At 69.1% G+C, this 17266-nt stretch carries 17 protein-coding genes; 11 read left to right on the top strand and 6 right to left on the bottom strand.

Annotated elements, in window-relative coordinates:
* Positions 1-108: 108 nt before the first annotated feature.
* Entirely contained in the window at positions 109-297 is a 189-nt protein-coding gene (locus N0A24_10185) for a hypothetical protein (protein MCS7173715.1), read from the top strand.
* Positions 298-305: 8 nt separating this feature from the next.
* Here the strand turns inward: N0A24_10185 and N0A24_10190 are convergent, their stop codons facing one another.
* Both N0A24_10190 and N0A24_10195 read right to left on the bottom strand, forming a co-directional pair.
* On the bottom strand, positions 306-779 hold the full coding sequence (locus N0A24_10190; protein MCS7173716.1) for a low molecular weight phosphotyrosine protein phosphatase: 474 nt from the start codon (positions 777-779) through the stop codon (positions 306-308).
* Positions 776-1639, bottom strand: a complete 864-nt coding sequence (locus N0A24_10195; protein ID MCS7173717.1) for a COX15/CtaA family protein — start codon at positions 1637-1639, stop codon at positions 776-778. The genes N0A24_10190 and N0A24_10195 overlap by 4 nt, the downstream gene beginning before the upstream one ends.
* A gap of 69 nt (positions 1640-1708) precedes the next feature.
* Here N0A24_10195 and N0A24_10200 point away from each other — a divergent pair, with 69 nt between their 5' ends.
* Positions 1709-2218 carry a hypothetical protein gene (locus N0A24_10200; GenBank protein ID MCS7173718.1) on the top strand — a complete coding sequence of 170 codons (510 nt, stop codon included), beginning with the start codon at positions 1709-1711 and terminating at the stop codon, positions 2216-2218.
* Here N0A24_10200 and tkt read toward each other — a convergent pair.
* The gene (tkt, locus tag N0A24_10205; GenBank protein ID MCS7173719.1) at positions 2215-4266 is read right to left on the bottom strand and encodes a transketolase; all 2052 of its coding nucleotides are present in this window, start codon (positions 4264-4266) and stop codon (positions 2215-2217) included. The two genes, N0A24_10200 and tkt, sit on opposite strands and share 4 nt — an antisense overlap.
* 86 nt (positions 4267-4352) lie before the next feature.
* Between tkt and N0A24_10210 the strand changes: the two genes are divergently transcribed.
* From N0A24_10210 to glnA, 6 genes are all read left to right on the top strand, one after another.
* Positions 4353-7151 (top strand): CHAT domain-containing protein, encoded by a 2799-nt coding sequence (locus N0A24_10210; protein ID MCS7173720.1) that lies wholly within the window; start codon positions 4353-4355, stop codon positions 7149-7151.
* A 300-nt stretch (positions 7152-7451) separates the two neighbouring features.
* The gene (locus tag N0A24_10215; protein MCS7173721.1) at positions 7452-8555 is read left to right on the top strand and encodes a S8/S53 family peptidase; all 1104 of its coding nucleotides are present in this window, start codon (positions 7452-7454) and stop codon (positions 8553-8555) included.
* A gap of 81 nt (positions 8556-8636) precedes the next feature.
* Positions 8637-9041, top strand: coding sequence for a periplasmic heavy metal sensor (locus N0A24_10220; GenBank protein MCS7173722.1), 405 nt, complete (start codon positions 8637-8639; stop codon positions 9039-9041).
* A 588-nt stretch (positions 9042-9629) separates the two neighbouring features.
* Entirely contained in the window at positions 9630-10649 is a 1020-nt protein-coding gene (locus N0A24_10225; protein ID MCS7173723.1) for a hypothetical protein, read from the top strand.
* Positions 10650-10662: 13 nt separating this feature from the next.
* Entirely contained in the window at positions 10663-12057 is a 1395-nt protein-coding gene (locus N0A24_10230; protein ID MCS7173724.1) for an SPFH domain-containing protein, read from the top strand.
* A gap of 12 nt (positions 12058-12069) precedes the next feature.
* Positions 12070-13524 (top strand): type I glutamate--ammonia ligase, encoded by a 1455-nt coding sequence (gene glnA, locus N0A24_10235; GenBank protein ID MCS7173725.1) that lies wholly within the window; start codon positions 12070-12072, stop codon positions 13522-13524.
* A 52-nt stretch (positions 13525-13576) separates the two neighbouring features.
* On the opposite strand, the gene N0A24_10240 is transcribed toward glnA, so the two are convergent.
* From N0A24_10240 to N0A24_10250, 3 genes are all read right to left on the bottom strand, one after another.
* On the bottom strand, positions 13577-14254 hold the full coding sequence (locus N0A24_10240) for a Crp/Fnr family transcriptional regulator (protein MCS7173726.1): 678 nt from the start codon (positions 14252-14254) through the stop codon (positions 13577-13579).
* Positions 14255-14277: 23 nt separating this feature from the next.
* A complete protein-coding gene (locus tag N0A24_10245; protein MCS7173727.1) occupies positions 14278-14709 on the bottom strand; it encodes a hypothetical protein in 432 nt (143 codons plus the stop codon).
* 562 nt (positions 14710-15271) lie between these two features.
* Positions 15272-15460 (bottom strand): hypothetical protein, encoded by a 189-nt coding sequence (locus tag N0A24_10250; protein ID MCS7173728.1) that lies wholly within the window; start codon positions 15458-15460, stop codon positions 15272-15274.
* 671 nt (positions 15461-16131) lie between these two features.
* Between N0A24_10250 and N0A24_10255 the strand changes: the two genes are divergently transcribed.
* From N0A24_10255 to N0A24_10265, 3 genes are all read left to right on the top strand, one after another.
* The gene (locus N0A24_10255; protein MCS7173729.1) at positions 16132-16530 is read left to right on the top strand and encodes a metalloregulator ArsR/SmtB family transcription factor; all 399 of its coding nucleotides are present in this window, start codon (positions 16132-16134) and stop codon (positions 16528-16530) included.
* 66 nt (positions 16531-16596) lie between these two features.
* A complete protein-coding gene (locus N0A24_10260) occupies positions 16597-16917 on the top strand; it encodes a metal-sensitive transcriptional regulator (protein MCS7173730.1) in 321 nt (106 codons plus the stop codon).
* A partial coding sequence (locus N0A24_10265) for a copper ion binding protein (protein MCS7173731.1) occupies positions 16914-17266 on the top strand: 353 nt, incomplete at its 3' end. The genes N0A24_10260 and N0A24_10265, both read left to right, overlap by 4 nt.

The following is a 17266-nucleotide window of genomic DNA, read 5'->3' on the forward strand; positions in this document are numbered from 1 at the left end:
TGGTGGATCCCCGGACCCTGGCTCCCCTCGACATCCAGACCACCCTCAACTCCGTGAAGAAGACATCGGCGGCTGGTGCTTGTCGATCAGGCGCCGAAATACGCATCGGTGTCCTCGATCATCGCGGCAGCTGTCGCGGAGGAGGGGGTCCATTCCCTCAAGGCTCCGATCAAGCAGGTAACCGGACTCGAGGCGACGATCCCCTACAGCAAGCCCATGGAAGAGTACGTGATCCCCAGTGAGGAGCGGATTATCCAGGCGGTCAGGGAAGTCCTCGCCGAACGCGCGGCTGCCTGAGGCGGCCCTTATGACTCCGCCACCGAGCCTGCGGGAAACCGCCGCAGGTACTCCAGGAGCCCCCGGCAGCATGCCTCGATGAGGCGATACGTCCCCTCGAAGTCCCCCGTAACGCGGGGATCCGGGATATCCTCCGGAGTGCCGGGAGGTCCAAAGGCCGACAGCAGTCGCAGCTTTCCCTCCGTACCCGGTGGGGCCATGGCACGCAGGATCTCCAGATTCGCACGGTCCACTGCCAACACGAGGTCGTACACCCGGAGATCCTCCCGTGTGACCAGGCGCGCCCGGTGATCCGTCCACAGTCCGTGCCGCTCCAGGACCGCCAGGGTGGGAGGAGGGGGAAGCTGTCCTACCCGGTAGTCCATGGTCCCCGCGGAGTCCACCTGGCACGGGATCTCCGCCTCCGTACAAAGGGCCCGGAAGATGGCCTCCGCCATGGGAGACCGAGCCATGTTCGCGGTGCAGACGAATAGGATCCTCACGTCCGTACTCCCTCCAGGCAGAATACCGTCACCACAGCACCCCAGATGAGGGCCGCCAATGCCAGATGGGCGGAGACTACCGCGGGATGCAGCAGGAACCACTTGTTAAGGGCACCCACCAGGATCTGGAGCCCGTACAGGGCGGCGGCGAGGTGCGCGGCTCTCCGAACCACGGGGCTGAGGGATCGGGTACGCACAACGAGTCCCGCCAACAGCACGAGGCCACCGAGGGCCAGTACCCGGTGGGTGAAGTGCACGTGCACCCCGGGAAGCGGAGGGGGAAGGAGCCGTCCACGACACAAGGGCCAGTCCGGGCAGGCGAGTCCCGCGGCACTCGCCCCCACGTACCCGCCCAGGAGGATGAGAAGATACAGCGTCCCGAGCACCAGGAGGACGTACGGACGGAGTCCTCCGCTCTGCACCGCAATCCCGGAGGCCCGGAAGGCGAGCATCAGCAGAACCGCGAGGACCAGAAGTGCCAGTCCCAGATGCACCACCACGGTCCAGTCCTCTAGCCCGCTCAGGACCACCACGCCTCCCACGAGCCCCTGCACCACCACAAGCCCCAGGGCCGCCCACGCCAGCGGGCGCAGCCCGCGTAGCTCCGAAAGGCGATGGGTCCAGACCACGGCCCCCACGCCCAGCAGACCCACCATACTCGCCACGAGCCGGTGCGCGTACTCCAGGAGCACCCGAGGCTCTGGCGGAGGAATCAGTCGTCCGTGGCAGAGGGGCCAGTCCGGACACGCATCTCCCGCACCCGTGGTCCGCACCACGCCACCCAGAACGATGAGGACGTACGTGAGGCCCACCAGGGCTGCCGTGTACCGGGCGAACGTCCTCGCGCGCGAAGGGTACATCGGTCTTGCGATCTCCAGGTCCTTCGGACAAACTGGACACGAACCGTCCTCATTCTACCGGAGGGAGACGTGATCGCACACCGGGAACTGCCAACGAGTGGTCGGCACGTCTTCGGGGTGGGATTTGCCGCCACCGCCACCACCCTGCTCGCCTCTCTCCTCGTGGTCCTGTGGGGGCTGGGGCGCGCCGTGATGCATCCGGAGGCCACGGACTTCCTCACCCGGTGGTTCCTAGGTCTATGGGACAACTTGGTGCTGGACCGCACGCGGGTGGCCTTCAGCTGGTCCCTGGTGGCGTTCGCTCTTACGGGAGTTCTGTACGCGCACCTCTACGTCCGCACCTTCGGTCCCGTGTTCTACCGGGTGGAGGCCCTGGCCACGCGGCCGTGGCTGTGCGGACTGCTCTTCGCACCCGTCCCGTGGTTGGTGACCCTGTTCGTGACCCTGCCGCTGGTGGGCGCAGGCTTTTTAGGAAGCGCCCTCGCCTCCGGCGGGTTTGCCTGGCTCGCACTCCTGGCCCACCTCCTGCACGGTCTCCTGCTGGGCGTCTGGTTCGACGCCACGGCCCGATCCGGTTAATCTGCCTCCAGGAGCTCCAGACTCAACCGCTCCACGCGGTCCGGGGTAAACCCGAATCGCTCCGCCACCACCGGATAGGGGGCAGAGGCCCCGAAACGGTCCACTCCTACGATCCGGCCCCGGCAGCCCACGTATCGTTCCCAGCCGAGGGGACTTGCCGCCTCCACCGCGATGCGGCGCTCCACGTGCGGAGGAAGCACGGCCTCCCGATACTCCCGGGGCTGAATGTCGAACAGTTCCCAGCACGGGAGGCTGACCACCCGGGCCCGGATGCCCCGGCGCACCAGGCGCTCATAGACCTCCACGCACAGCACCACCTCCGAGCCGCTGGCGAGGAGGATGAGTTCCGGAGGGCCCTGCCTGGAATCCGCGAGCACGTATCCGCCCCGGCGCAGGCCGCTTGCGGGCGCGTACCGGGTGCGGTCCAGGGTTGGGACCGGCTGGCGGGTGAGCACCAGGGCCACGGGACCCGCGGTGTACTCCAGGGCCACCCGCCAGGCCTCCGCGGTCTCGTTGGCGTCCGCGGGCCGGATCACGAGAAGGTGGGGGATGGCCCGCAGGGAAGGGAGGTGTTCGACGGGCTGATGGGTGGGGCCGTCCTCGCCCACGAAGATCGAGTCGTGGGTGAAGACGTAGATGACGGGAAGCCTGCTCAGGGCCGCAAGCCGGATCGAGGGCCGCATGTAGTCGCTGAACACGAGGAAGGTGGCGGCAAAAGGGCGCACCCCGCCGTGGGCCGCTAGTCCGTTCGCAATAGCCCCCATGGCGTGCTCCCGGACCCCGAAGTGCAGGTTGCGACCCCGGTAATCCACGGAGCCGCCGCTGCCGCCCTGCGGGTCCCCGATGCGGCGCGCGGGGCTCTGGAAATCCCCCAGACCCCGTAGGGTGGTGTTGGTAGAGGGGTTGAGGTCCGCGGACCCGCCCACCAGCCACGGAACGCGCGGCGCGATGGCGTTGAGGATCCGTCCGCTGGCCGCGCGGGTGGCCACCTGCTCCCCGGGCGGGAAAACAGGAATCTCCTCATCCCACCCTTCCGGGAGCTCGTGGCGATGCGCGTGGTCCCACAGAGCGGCGAGGTCCGGGTAGGCCTGCGCCCACGCTTCGAAGTTCCGCCGCCACTCCGCCTCCCACCGCCGTCCCCGTGCGAGGGCCTCCCGGAAACGTCGCAACGCCGCCTCCGGCACCGTGAAGGGCTCCTCGTAGGGCCAGCCCAGCCGCTCCTTGGTGGCCCGCACACCCTCCACCCCCAGGGGGGCCCCGTGCGCCTCATAGGATCCCTCCTTCGGGCTTCCGTAGCCGATCCGCGTGTGCACGATGATGAGGGAGGGTCGGTCCAGCTCCTCCCGCGCTGCACGGATAGATGCCTCCAGGGCTTCCAGATCGTTGCCGTCCGGGACATCCTGCACGTGCCATCCGTATGCCTCGAACCGCTTTGCCACGTCCTCCGTGAAGGAGTAGTCCGTGCTCTCGCTCAGGGTCACCCGGTTGCAGTCGTACAGGTAGATGAGCTTGCCCAGCCGCAGGTGCCCCGCGAGGCTCGCGGCCTCCGCGGCCACCCCCTCCATGAGATCGCCGTCCGAGACCACGGCGTACACGTAGTGGTCCACGATCTCATACCCAGGGCGGTTGAACACCGCGGCAAGGTGGCGCTCCGCGATGGCCATGCCCACTCCGTTCCCGAAGCCCTGTCCGAGCGGCCCCGTGGTTACCTCCACCCCGGGGGTCAGGTGACGCTCCGGATGTCCCGGGGTACGGCTTCCCCACTGCCGGAAGTTCCGGAGGTCCTCCAGGGAGAGATCGTAGCCCGTGAGGTACAGAAGGGCGTAGAGGAGCATGGAGGCATGGCCCGCGGAGAGCACGAACCGATCTCGGTCGGGCCAATCTGGGTTCTCGGGATTGTGCTTTAAGAACTTCGTCCACAGGACGTAGGCGGCAGGCGCGAACCCCAGCACCGCCCCGGGGTGTCCGGAGTTGGCCTGTTGGATGGCGTCGATGGCCAGCATCCGGATGGTGTTGATGCACAGCTCGTCCAGCGCCCGCTCCTCCATCTCCGCCTCCCGCTGGGTACTCACCCCTCCACGATAGCAGGAGCTCCTGGGATCGGGAACGAAAGCCGCACACGATGCCGGAGGCTTTGGAGCCTGATCTGGCCTGGGAAGCGACCACGGAAGCGGAGCTGCGGGCACGGTTCGGCCCACCCACCCCTGAGACGGTGGAGATCCTGAAGGACCGCCTAGACCGCCTCGCGCACCGCGCCCCCTCGGCCGCCCTGCACGGCGCCCGAATCCTCGTGGCGTACGCGGCGAGCGGAGCGCCCGCGTGTCGGGCGCTGGCCCAGCTCGCCCTGGCCAACGCCCTCCTGTGGACGGATCGGCTCCGGGAAGCTGCGTCGGCCTATGACGTGGCACGGGCGTGCGCGGAGGAGGCCGCAGACCCGGTGCTCGGGGCCCGATGCGGGATCGGGAAGATGGGAGCCCTCTTCCTCCAGGGACGTTCGGAGGAGGCCCTCGCCCTGGCGGACGCCATCGAGCCGGTGCTGGCCGGATCGGACCAACCGCTCCTCCTCGCGCGGGTCCTCAGCCAGCGGGCCACCCTGCTCAAGCACCGGGGAGACCTGGTAGGGGCCGTGGAGGCTTATACCCGGGCCATCGCCCTCCTGCGGGGCGTGGAGGGTGGAGCCCTGGACCTGACCATCGCCCTCCACAACCTTGCCCTCGGCCTCTTGCGCCTGGGCCGGGCAGAAGAGGCCCTCCACCGGCTGGAGGAGGCGCGGGAGGCTGCCCATCAAGCCCGCAGCACCCTGTGGGAGGCCCGGGTTGCGGCCGCGGAGGGGGAACTAGACACGTATCTGGGCCGGTATGCCCGGGCCATCGTCGCATTCGAGCAAGCCGCAGACCTGTACGAGGGGGCCGGCGTCGGGGCCACCGCGGCTATGTACCGGCTGCGGGCGATGGAAGGATGGCTGTACCTGGGCCGGTGGGAACGGGTGGAGCAGGAGGCCGGTCCGCTGGCGGAGGACCTTCACGTCCGGGGGTTTGCGGCGGAGGCCGCCCGGGTCCGCTACCTCCTAGCCCTAGCCCACCGGCAGGCAGGGCGATGGACGGAGGCGGAGGACCTGTTGCGCCAGGCGGCCTCCGCCTTTGCGGCCGCCCAGCGCACCCTGTGGAGGACGGCGGTGCTCGCGGAGCTGGCGGCCCTTCGGTTGCGCCGGGGAGCGGTAGAGGAAGCGGCATCGCTCCTCCAGGAAGCCCACGCCGCAGGCGCCTCGCAGGACGCCGTGGGGTTCGTGCGCGTCCTCCTGGTGGAGGCGGATCTGCATGCGGCACGGGGAGATCTGTCCGCCGCAACCCGGGCCGCCCGGGCGGCCCTGCGCGCCGGACGGCGGCTCCGCCTGCCATGGGCCTGCGCCCTCGCCCACCGCCGGCTCGCCTGGCTCAGTCCCTCGCCGCGCGGGCGCCGGATGCATCTTCTGAGTGGAATCGCCTACGCCCACCGCATCCTCGCAGCGGTTCCCGCGGATCTCCGGTGGAGCACCTATCGAGAGTTCCAGCAGCTGTACGGGGAGGGCCTACGGGTCCTAGCGGAGGCAGGGCAACCGGACCGGGCGTGGGAGGTGGCGCAAGGCATGAAGGCCCAGGGCATGGCCCAGCTCCTCCTCAGAGACCCTGTGGCGCACCTGCGCGCCCCCACCCCATCCGAGGACTCCCTTGTCCGGGAGCTGCAGCGCCTGCACACCCAATACCGCGTCCTCGCCTCCGGGACCCTGGAGGCACCCGCGGATCCTACGGTCCTCCGCACACTGGAGCGCCGGATTCAGGAGCTCGTGGAACGGCTCGCGGTCCACGGCACAGCCCTGGACGAGGCGGTGCTCCTGGGCTTTCCACACGCACCTGAACGGCCCTCCTTTGGCTCCGAGACGGCCCTGGTGGAGTACGTGGCCATGCCCGACGAGCTGCTCGCCTTCTGCCTGCGGGATCGAAGCGTGCGGATCTTCCGGAACCTGGCGCCCCTGCCCGAGGTCCACCGACGTACCCGCTGGCTCGGGCTGGGCCTGCACGCGTACGCCTCCGGCCACCTGAAACCGCAGGAGGCCCTGGCGCAGATTACTCGGGTCCTCAGGGATCTCTCCACCCTGCTCCTGCAGCCCCTGGAGCCTGCCTTATCGGGGTGCCGAAGACTCATCCTCGCCCCCAGCGGCCTCCTGTTCGGGCTTCCCTTTCATGCCTTCCTCCAGGGGGATCGGTGCGTGTGGGAGGATCGGGAGGTGAGCTACATCCCCGCCGGTTCCCTCCTCCCTCTGCTGGAGCGTCGGATCCCCACCAGAGGGCCCGCAGTACTCTTCGCCAGCACCCAGGGCGGCCAGATCCCGCAGGCCGCGGAGGAGGTGGCACGGATCGCCCGCTGGATTCCCGCCCGGGTGCTCCGGGAACCGACTCGGGAGATCTTCCTCTCCGAGCTGCGCCGATGCGCACTCCTGCATTTCGCGGGCCACTGCGTGTTCCACCCGGAGGCACCACTTCTGTCCGCCCTCCACCTTGCGGATGGTCCCCTCACGCTGCTGGATCTCCTGGAGGTGCCCGCGCGGGTGGAGCTCGTGGTGCTCAGTGGCTGCAGCACGGGAGCGCATACGGTGCTTCCTGGAGACGAGCTCTTCGGGTTCGCACGGGCCTGGCTGCGGGTCGGGGCCCGGGGGTTGGTGCTCTCCCTGTGGCCAGCGGAGGACTGGTCCACGTGCCAGCTCATGGAGGCCTTCTACCGGGAACTCGCAGGCGGTGTACCTCCCGCCGCGGCCCTGCGCACCGCAGCGCTCCAGATCCGGGAGAGGTTCCCACACCCCCTGCACTGGGCCGGATTCCTCTACATGGGTTCTCCGAAACTCGGACCACCATCCGTTGATTCTCCGGAGACTCCAGGAAGGAGGGAAAGGGAATGAATCGCCGCTGGCGGTATCTCGATGCGCACGTCCTCTTCGCAGGGCCTGCAGAGATTCTGCCCGCGCTGGAGCGGGACCATCCCGTCCGGTGCCTCATGTGCAAGACCACTCCCCGATCCGCTTTTGTTCCGGTCCGGGAGGGCCGCACCACCCGATGGACCCGGATCCCAATTCCCGCCTTCCCCCTGCCCACATACGGCTGGACCGTTCAGCCGTACGTGGTCGAATCGGAGGACCTCTCCCCGCGCGACCTCCTACGCCGGGTGCTTCGTGCACGCAGCCCCCCTGGAGCCTCCCCTGGTGGGATCCCTAGACTACGAAGCCCGCGGCCAGGCGGACGGGGTACACGGAAGTCCCACCCCGGACCAGGCCATCCGGATGCCGGACGCCACGGAAGCGGAGTTCCGCACACAGGTGGCCTTTGAGCGCATCGGGCTGCTGCGCATGGAGCGGGCGCCGCACCGACCCCGGGGCGCGGGGGTGACCGTGGTCATCCTGGACAGTGCTCCAGACCTGCAACGGGGTGAGCCCGCCTTCGATGCCGCACTCGTGGACGTGTACGTGGAGTGGCCGCACCCGCTCCCGGAGAACCTCCCAGCGCTGCGCAGCGTGGAGGAGGCCGAAGAGGAGGGGTGCGGGCTAAGCGAGCGCCGGCGATACCGGGCGTTCTCCCCTCTCGTGGCGGACGCGGACGGGATGCGACAGTACCGGGCCCACCACGGCCTCATGATCGCCGCCCTTGTGCGCCGGATCGCGCCAGAAGCGAACATCGTGCTCGTGCGGCTGCTGAACGGGGAGCTCGGGACCCTGACCGGGGACCTCATCGAGGCCATGCGCTGGGTGCGCCGCCTGCAGCGGGTGCCCCACCCCTCTGGTGCTCACTCCTTGGTGTACGGAAGCCTGGTATACAACCTGAGCCTAGGGGTGGACCGTTCCCAGCCGGAGACCGTGCAGTCCTGTGTCCTGCTGTGGGCCGTGGACGAGGCCGCCCGGGCGGGCGCGGTCCTGGTGTGCGCCGCCGGCAACCTTTCCGAGGGGCGGCCGGAGAACTGTCTGGAGCCCGCGGCCTACGGGCACTTCGGGGACACGCGGAGCGTCCGCACGCAGGTAATCCCCGTGGCCGCCAGCAGCTACGCATCCCCGGAGCGCTACGCGTGGTTCAGCAACGAAGCCCACTTCGCGGCACCCGGCGAGGACCTCATCCTGGACTGTGGGGTGGAGGTGGCAGGCAGCCGCTACGTGCGGTGGTCAGGAACCTCCTTCGCCTCCGCCCTCGTCACGGGAATCGTGGCCCTGCACCTCAGCGCGGGCCTTCCTCCGTACGAGGTCAAGCAGCGGCTGTGGGAGGAGGCTCGCCATCCCCACTCCTGGGACGGCGTGCACCTGGTGCAGGCGGGCGGGTAGTACCCGCGTCAGCATTCCGTCTTCACCCCCACGTGAACAAACGGGAGGTCTCTAGGCGTAGGAGAACAGGACGGAGGTGAGATGGTGCGTAGGATCGGCGTGCTTCTCCTGCTGTTGGCTCTTTTGGCGGGGATCTGGGCGTGGAAGCCGGCCCGGGCAGCCCCCGCTCCCGCGGATCGGTTCGTGTGCTGGGACCCCGCGGTCCGATCCCAGATCGAGACGGTCTACGACCGGCACCGCACCAGCCTGCGCAACGCCCGGCTGCGGGTGGAGGACGAGCGGTACGCCCTGCGGCGGCTGCTGCTCTCCCCTCAGGCCACCCGGCAGCAGGTGGAGTCCCAGGTCGCGCGCCTACTGGAGGCCCAGACGGCCCTGCAGCGGGCCCGGCTCGGCCTCCTCCTGGACCTGCGGGAGAGCGTCCCCGCGGACCGTCGGGAGCAGGTCCTGCGCTGCGCGCTGGGCCCCTGGCGTGGATTCCGGAGGTAACCATACGTCCCCTCGGCCCGCCCCCTCTTGACAGGAGGGGACTACGGCCTTAACTTCCTTAATGGGTTGCGACGCCCACCATCTGGTGGGCGTCGCTTTTCTTTTTGGGGGGTTAAAATGAGCGCAAGGCGCGCCCCGTTCGCGCTCCTTGCGGTGCTGGTGAGGATGGTACCCGCCTGGGCTGCAGGTCACGCTGGCCCTGCCCCCCGTAACGCCAATTCCGCCCGCCCCACGAACCTCCTGTGGACGCTGGTAGCTGCCTTTCTCGTCTGCCTACAACTTGCTCGTAGGCGCGAGGCTTTACGGCGTGGTGCACGGAGCCAGCCCGTGGGGATGGTAGCGGCGGGTAGGTGGTGAGGAGGTCTACACGACAAGCGACGAAGGACGTGGGAGGTGACCGCGGTGTCCTGGGAAGCATGGTTAGCGGGAGCAGCCTTCGCGGTACTGTTCATCGTGTGGTCGTTTTTGCCCAGCAGGTTCTTGAGGCGCACCAGACCCAGCGAGGCGGAAGCGCGCCCGGCGGCCTCACCGCCGCAAGTCCGTTCGTCCCCTCCTCTTCCGGCGCGGATTCCGGGAGCCGCAGCGACCATGGAGGTGCGGTTGCTGCGCAATCCCGCCTTCGGGCGCGGCGCGGACCCTACGGTACCGCGCTACTTCTACATGGTTCGCCTGAGCGGAGAGGGAGAAGCGCGCCTGCCGGTGTACTGGGCCCCGCGGCCTGATCTGCGGGATCCTCTCCTTCGGGAAGCCTATCGGGTACAGGTGGCGGGGCGCACCCTGGAAGCCGGGAACCTGCAGGTGCTGGGCGAGCAGGTGCGGATGGCTCTGGGCGCGCTGCTGGTTGCAGGCCGTCTCTCGCGGTTCTGGCTGGTGAACGGTACTTCCGCCATCCCTGTCTACCGTGAGGGCAAGGCGCACGTGGCCCTCACCGATGGCCCAAAGCTGTGGGGCAACGACCTCGCGCAGCTCAGGGCCCGGTACGTGCACTACTTGGCCTCGTGCAACGGCGGACGCTGCGATCCGGTCACGGTGGCCCTGTTCTCCCCCGCGGATCTGGACCTACACCCTCCGGAGGCGGTGCTGGTAGGCCCCGGGCTGTGGATCCCGGTCTTTGCCCACGACGGATGCCTGACCGCCTTCGGCCCCGCGGACCGGTGTTGGTCCGTCCCCTCGGGACCGGCGGCATTGCTGGCCCTGTGGGAGCAGGCCGCGGGCGACCTCGCCGCGCGTGGCCTCCTGCCCCACCCCGGCGCCCTCTGGGCTGCGGAGTTGAGCGCACGGGCACGCGGGACTCTGCTGGCCGCCAGCGAGCCCACGGGGCTTGCCCTGCGGTTCGTGGGATTCCGTAGCTCAGGAGCAGGCCGGGTGACGCTGCCCGTGCGGCGCCTGGAACGGTGGGTGTTCGCGAGCTGCGAAGAGGACTCCTGCCTGCACGTGGCCCCGGATCCCGCGACCCTGCGCACCCATCTTTCTGAGCACCTGGTCCAGGAGGGCGTGGTGACAGGGGCCCACGAGGTGGTGTTGGAGCTAGACGCCGGCGGGGGAACGTCCCGCGGGTCTGTGCTGGCCCGCAGCCCTGCGTTGGATCTGGCTTCGTCCAAGGCGTAAGGGGGTGGTGAAGGTGTCCTGGGTGTGGTGGACGGTGTTGGCAGTCCTGGCGGCCGCGGCCGCGGTGGTGTGGGCCGTGCGGTACACCAAGGTGGGCCCCAACGAGGTCCTGATCATCTCGGGCCGCCGCCGGACGGTCACCGGTCCCGACGGCCGGCGCCGCACGGTGGGCTACCGGCTGGTGCACGGCGGCGGCACCTTCGTGTGGCCCATCAAGGAGAAGGTGCAACGCATGTCCCTGGAGCTCATGACCCTGGAGGTCCGCACTCCGGAGGTGTACACGGTGAACGCCATCCCCGTCACCGTGGACGGGGTGGCCCAGGTGAAGATCAAGGGGGACGAGGAGAGCATCGCCATCGCCGCGGAGCAGTTCCTCTCCCGCTCCCGGGAGGACGTGATGCGGACCGTCCTGCAGACCCTCGAAGGCCACATGCGGGCGGTGCTGGGCACCCTCACCGTGGAGGAGATCTACCGGGGCCGTCAGGAGCTGGCCCGCCGGGTCCGCGAGGCCGCCAGCGAGGACCTGCACAAGATGGGGATGGAGATCGTCTCCCTCACCATCCGCAACGTCACCGACAGCCAGGGGTACCTGGAGGCTCTGGCCCGGCCCCGCATCGCCCAGGTGAAGCGGGACGCGGTGAAGGGGGAGGCGGAGGCGGAGAAGGAAGCGCAGCAGGCCCGTTTCCAGGCGGAGACGGCCATCGCCCAGGCGCAGCGCGACATGGAGCTGAAGAAGGCGGAGTACGAGGCGGAAGTGAAGGCCAAGCGGGCGGAGGCCGACCTCAGCTACGACCTCCACCGGCACCGCATGGCCCAGCGGGTGAAGGCGGAGGAGATCCAGGTGGGGATCGTGGAGCGGGAGAAGCTGGCGGAGTTGGAGGAGCGGGAGGTGGCCCGGAAGGAGAAGGAGCTGGTCGCCACGGTCCTCAAGCCCGCGCAGGTGGAGCGGCAGCGCACCGAGGTGCTGGCCGAGGCGGAGCGGTACCGGCTGGAAGCGGAAGGCCTGGGCCGCGCGGAAGAGATCAAGGCCCGGGGTGCCGCGGAAGCCGAGGTGATCCGCATGAAGGGGCTGGCGGAGGCGGAAGCCATGCGGAAGAAGGCAGAGTCCTGGAGCCAGTACAACGAGGCGGCGATCACGGAGCTCATCGTCCGCGTGCTGCCGGAGCTCGCCCGGGCGGTGTCGGAGCCGTTGTCGAAGACGGAGCGGATCGTGGTGGTGAACGCAGACGCCTCCGGTGCCGGGGCGTCCCGCATCCCCGCGGACGTGGCCCGGGTGGTGGCGCAGCTGCCCACGGTGGTGGAGTCCCTCACGGGCCTGAAGTGGGAACGGCTGCTGGAGCGCATCCCGGACCTCGCTAGCCGCGCGGAGCGCACGCCCGACCCCGCCTCCGTCACGCCACAACCGTAGGGAGGGAGAGCCATGGCCTTGACCCGCCCCCGCGCCCGCGAACAGCCCGTCGCGACCCCCGAGGACGTGCTCGAGCTGTGCGAGCGCCGCGGGATCCAGATGGTGGACCTGCGGTTCACGGACCTGGTGGGCGCCTGGCAGCACTTCTCCCTACCCGTGGAGGAGCTGTCCGAAGACCTGTTCACGGACGGCGTGGGGTTCGACGGCAGCAGCATCCGTGGGTTCCAGGAGATCCACGAAAGCGACATGATCCTCATCCCGGACCCGCGGACCGCCCGGGTGGATCCCATGTGCAAGACCCCCACCCTCATCCTGGTGTGCGACGTGTACGACCCGGTGACCCGGGAGCGCTACAGCCGCGACCCCCGGGGCGTGGCGCAGCGGGCGGAGGAGTTCCTGGTGCGGACCGGGATCGCCACCACCAGCTACTGGGGGCCGGAGGCGGAGTTCTTCGTGTTCGACGATGTCCGGTTCGACCAGAACGTGCATTGCGGCTACTACTTCGTGGACTCCGCGGAGGGCGCGTGGAACACCGGCCGGGACGAGCGGCCCAACCTGGGGTACAAGCCCCGGTACAAGGAGGGGTACTTCCCCGTCCCCCCCACGGACAGCCTGCAGGAGTTCCGGTCCCAGCTGGTGCGCAAGATGCGGGAGGCCGGCGTGGAGGTGGAGGTCCACCACCACGAGGTGGCCACCGCAGGGCAGTGCGAGATCGACCTGCGGTTTTCCACCCTCACGGACATGGCGGACCGGGTGCAGATGTACAAGTACCTGGTCAAGACCTTCGCCCGGGAGCACCTGAAGACCGCCACCTTCATGCCCAAGCCGCTGTTCGGCGACAACGGCAGCGGCATGCACACCCACCAGAGCCTGTGGCACGAAGGACGGAACCTGTTCTTCGACCCTCGAGGGTACGCCCAGCTCAGCGAGCTGGCCCTGTACTACATTGGGGGGCTGCTGAAGCACTCGCCGGCGCTGCTGGCCTTCTGCGCCCCCACCACCAACTCCTACCGCCGGCTGGTGCCGGGCTACGAAGCGCCCGTGAACCTGGTGTACTCCCAGCGCAACCGCAGCGCGGCCATCCGGATCCCCCTGTACTCCACCAGTCCCAAGGCCAAGCGGATCGAGTACCGGCCCCCGGACCCCAGCTGCAACCCGTACCTGGCCTTCGCGGCCATGCTCATGGCGGGCTTGGACGGCATCTTGAACCGCATCGACCCCGGGCCGCCCATGGACGTGGACCTGTACGAACTTCCGCCGGAGGAGGCGAAGCACGTGCGCCAGGTGCCGAGTTCCCTGGAGGAGTCCCTGCGTGCGCTGGAAGAAGACCACGAGTTCCTCCTCCGGGGCGGGGTGTTCACCGAGGACCTCATCGAGACGTGGATCCACTACAAGCACAGGCGGGAGGTGGACTACATCCGGCTCCGGCCGCACCCCTCGGAGTTCTATCTCTACTACGACGTGTAGCTGTCCTTCTTTAAGGATCCCCGTCGGCCTAGCCGCTGTGCGGAGTGAGGCCCTACCCAGTCTGCAACTGGGCCTGGGCCCGGGGTAAATCCACCCACACCCGCCGCCGGGCTGTCCGCACGACGCCCTGCCGCGCCAGCTCGCCCAGCGTCAGGGTCACCGTCTCCCGGCTACAGCCCACCATGTCGGCCAGGTCCTGGTGCGTGAGCCCGACTTCAAGCCGCACGAACCGTCCTTCGGGGACCCCGAAGCTCTCCGCCAGCTTGGTCAGCAGGTGCAGCACCCGCGTCCAGACGCTGGAGAGTGCCAAGCGCTCCAGCATGTCTTCCAGCTCCCGCAGCCGCCCAGAGAGCACCATCCGCACCGCCACCTCGGGGTACGTGCGCATGAGGCGCTCCAGGTCCGCCTCCCGCAGGGTGCACACCAGCATGTCGGTCACGGCTTCCGCGAAGCTGTGGCGGGTGCCCGTGGACAGGCCCTCCAGCTCGCCGAACACGTTCCCCGGGCCGAGGAGGCTCACGGTGAGCTGCCGCCCCTCCGGGGTGATCCGGTACAGCCGCACGTACCCCCGCTTCAGCAGGTACAACACCGGCCGGAACCGGGTGGGGTCAAGGAGAAGAGTCCCCTGGGAGACGGTCTGCAGCTCCGCCAAACGGTCCACCGCCTGCAGCTCTTCGGGGGAGAGCTGCCGGAACAGGTCGATCTGGTTCAGGTACGCGGTCTTGTCCACCGCGGGAGTGTTCGCCCGACCGCTCAGCTCCCCCTCCAGGTGGGAGGCCCGCTGACCGGCGCAGGGCAGTTCACCACGAACAGCTCGCCCTTGGTGTCCGGCATGCCCGGCCACCGCTTCAGCCGGCCCGCGCTCTCCTCCGTGAGGATCTCCTGCTCGCTGCCCAGGACCTTCGGCCGTGCCCCGTCGGTCCAGGTGAACGTGTAGTGGTCCCAGAAGGGGCTCCAGATGGCGTCCCCCGGGTTGGAGTCGAACACCGACGGCTGGAACCCCATGGGCCCTGGCCCCTGGATCCCGTTCCCGAACACCAGGATCTTCGCGGTGGCGCCTGCTTGGGCCAACGCGGCCGTCTTCGGCGAGGCGGCCACCTTCATCATGGGGGCCATGGGGGCCGCAGACGTGTCCGTGACGATGTACCAGTGGTTGGGGAAGCACTGGTGGAGCTTGAAGGTCACCTCGCGTCGGTCGAGCTTGGGGTCCTCCAGGAGCTGGCCGTCCCCCAGGTACTAGGTCCGCCGCCGGTCCACCGACAGCTGGCCGTGTCATCCGGTGCACGCGGTAGGCAGGGGTGAAGTCGTCCCGGTCTGGCACCGTGCTCACCACCGGCAGCTGTCCAGCCGCCCCCGCGGGGAACACGTAGTAGTCCGCGGCGGCGTCCCGCCGGAGTGCGAGGGCCAGCTTGGGGACGAACACCAGACCCCGTGCCTGCGCGAACGCCTGGTCGGAGGCGTCGGTCCGGATGTGGTACGCGGTATTCCCCTCGAAGAACACCGGGTGCAGCCGGAACGTCATGAAGCCGAACAGCCCTTATCCAGCCCTGTGGGCGGGTGGAGAACCGCAGCACGTCTCCCACGTTCTTTCGGGTCGCCGCGGGGGCCGTCCAGCCCACGCCCTCCAACCCCCGGCCGGCGGCCAGGACAGCCCCTGCCACCGCCGACCACCGCAAGAACTCTCTGCGGGTCACCCACGTCTCCATCCTGTCCCCTCCTTTCAGCCTTCCCTCGCCAGACCCCGAACTCACCCGGAGGTGGCGGTCTGCTGCCCGTGTGCGGTGCGGGCGTGCTCCTCGAGCCCCTCGCGGGTGTAAAAAGCGAGGCCGCAGCACGTTCCCACAGGCTCCCGCGCGGCCCCGTGTGCTTCCACGTCGTGCCGCACCGAGGCCTCCTCGCTGTCAAACTGCCTGCCACAGCACTGCCACCGTCCCATCGCTTCACCTCCTCCGTTGGGTTGCCCTCGTCACGGTTGCGCCACCCGGGTGTGGGACTGGAACGCAGCCCACGTTGACGCACGTCCCGCCCATGGTGCCGCGTTCTACCAGCACCACCCGCGCCCCCAGCTCTGCCCCACGGATCGCCGCGGCAAACCCCGCAGCCCCCACCGACCACCAACAGGTCCACCACCTCTGCCCCGGCCGGCTCCCGCTGCTCGGCCTCCACGGCCCTGTGTTCCACGACCGACGCGCGGTAGGTGTGGCCGGGGGCCTGCCCGCCGGCCGCCCGAACGGCTCCCACGAGCAGCTCCTCCGCCACCTCCCCCGCCGCCACGACCGTCACCCGGCCCGTCTGCCACCCGTGAACTTCCGCGCGGATCACGCCCGGGGTGCTTTCCAGAGCTGCCCGCACACGCTCCGCGCACGCCTCGCACGTCATCCCCGTGACGTCCAGGACAACTTCCTTCCCGACCGCCACGCCCTCACCTCCCTACGATCTATTCGATTTTTCGTATAACTACTCTCATACCTGGGGGCCCGCGCCGTCAAATCGAACAGACGTGCGCTTCTTGCCCGGGCCTCGGATGTCCTGCGCTCGGTTGAGGGAGTGAGCGGTTTTGGTTATCGTCGAATCAGATCGGTTTTTCCGTACCCAAGGAGAGACGCCATGCGCCAGGAGCTGATGCCGCCTCCGTTCGTGCTGCCGAATCTTTCGGACGAAATCCTCACGGCGAAGTTCTTCCGGGCCCTGGGAGATCCTACGCGGCTTCGGATCCTCCAGCTCGTGGTGGACCAAGAGAGAAACGTCAGCGAGCTCGTGCGCCTCGTGGGCTCCCCCCAGGGCCGCGTCTCCAGCCACCTGAGCTGCCTGCGGTGGTGCGGGTACGTCACGGCCCGCCGGGAGGGACGCCGGGTGTACTACCGGGTCACGGATCCCCGGGTGCGGGAGCTCCTGCTCCTCGCTGCCTCCCTGGTGCGGGACCACACGGACCGGATCCGCTCCTGCACCCTCATCGACGGCCGCAGAGCCCGCCGGTCCCGTGCGCGGCGGACTCGGGCAGTTTGACGTGCCGCGGGAATCTGCTACGATGCCCTTATCCCCTCCCCTATGGGGAGGGGGTGGAGGATCGGCATGGCAACGAAGACCCAGCGCCACAGGGCCTTCCAAAGTACGGATCCCCGAGCCAAGCAGGAGATCCTGGCCCGCCTGCGCAGCATCGAGGGGCACCTGCGCGGCGTGATCCGCATGGTGGAGGACGACGCGTACTGCATCGACGTCCTCCAGCAGACGAAGGCGGTGCAACGGGCCCTGGACCGGGTGAACGCCCTCCTGCTGGAGCGGCACCTCAACCACTGCGTCACCACCGCCATCCGGTCCCACGATCCCAAGGAGCGGGAGCGGGTCATCGCGGAACTGCTGGACGTGTTCCAGGCGAAAGGGGCAGGTCCATGAAGCGGCTCGTGCTGCCCATCGAGGGGATGTCCTGCGCCTCGTGCGTGGCCAACGTGGAAGGCGCCCTCAAGGAGCTCCCGGGGGTGCGCGACGTCCGGGTCAACCTCGCCACGGAGCAGGCCACCGTGGACTACGACCCCTCCGCGGTGGACCTACAGGCCATGCGGCGCGCCGTGGAGGAGGTGGGCTACGGCCTGCGGACCGCGACCACATACCTCCACGTGACCGGGATGAGCTGCGCCTCGTGCGTGGAGAACGTCCACCGGGCCCTGCGGGAACTTCCAGGCGTCCTGTCTGTCTCCGTCAACCTCAGCACCGAGGCCGCGCGGGTGGATTACGTACCGGGCGC

This window comes from Armatimonadota bacterium (genome assembly GCA_025059775.1).
Classification (GTDB): Bacteria; Sysuimicrobiota; Sysuimicrobiia; order Sysuimicrobiales; family Sysuimicrobiaceae; genus Sysuimicrobium.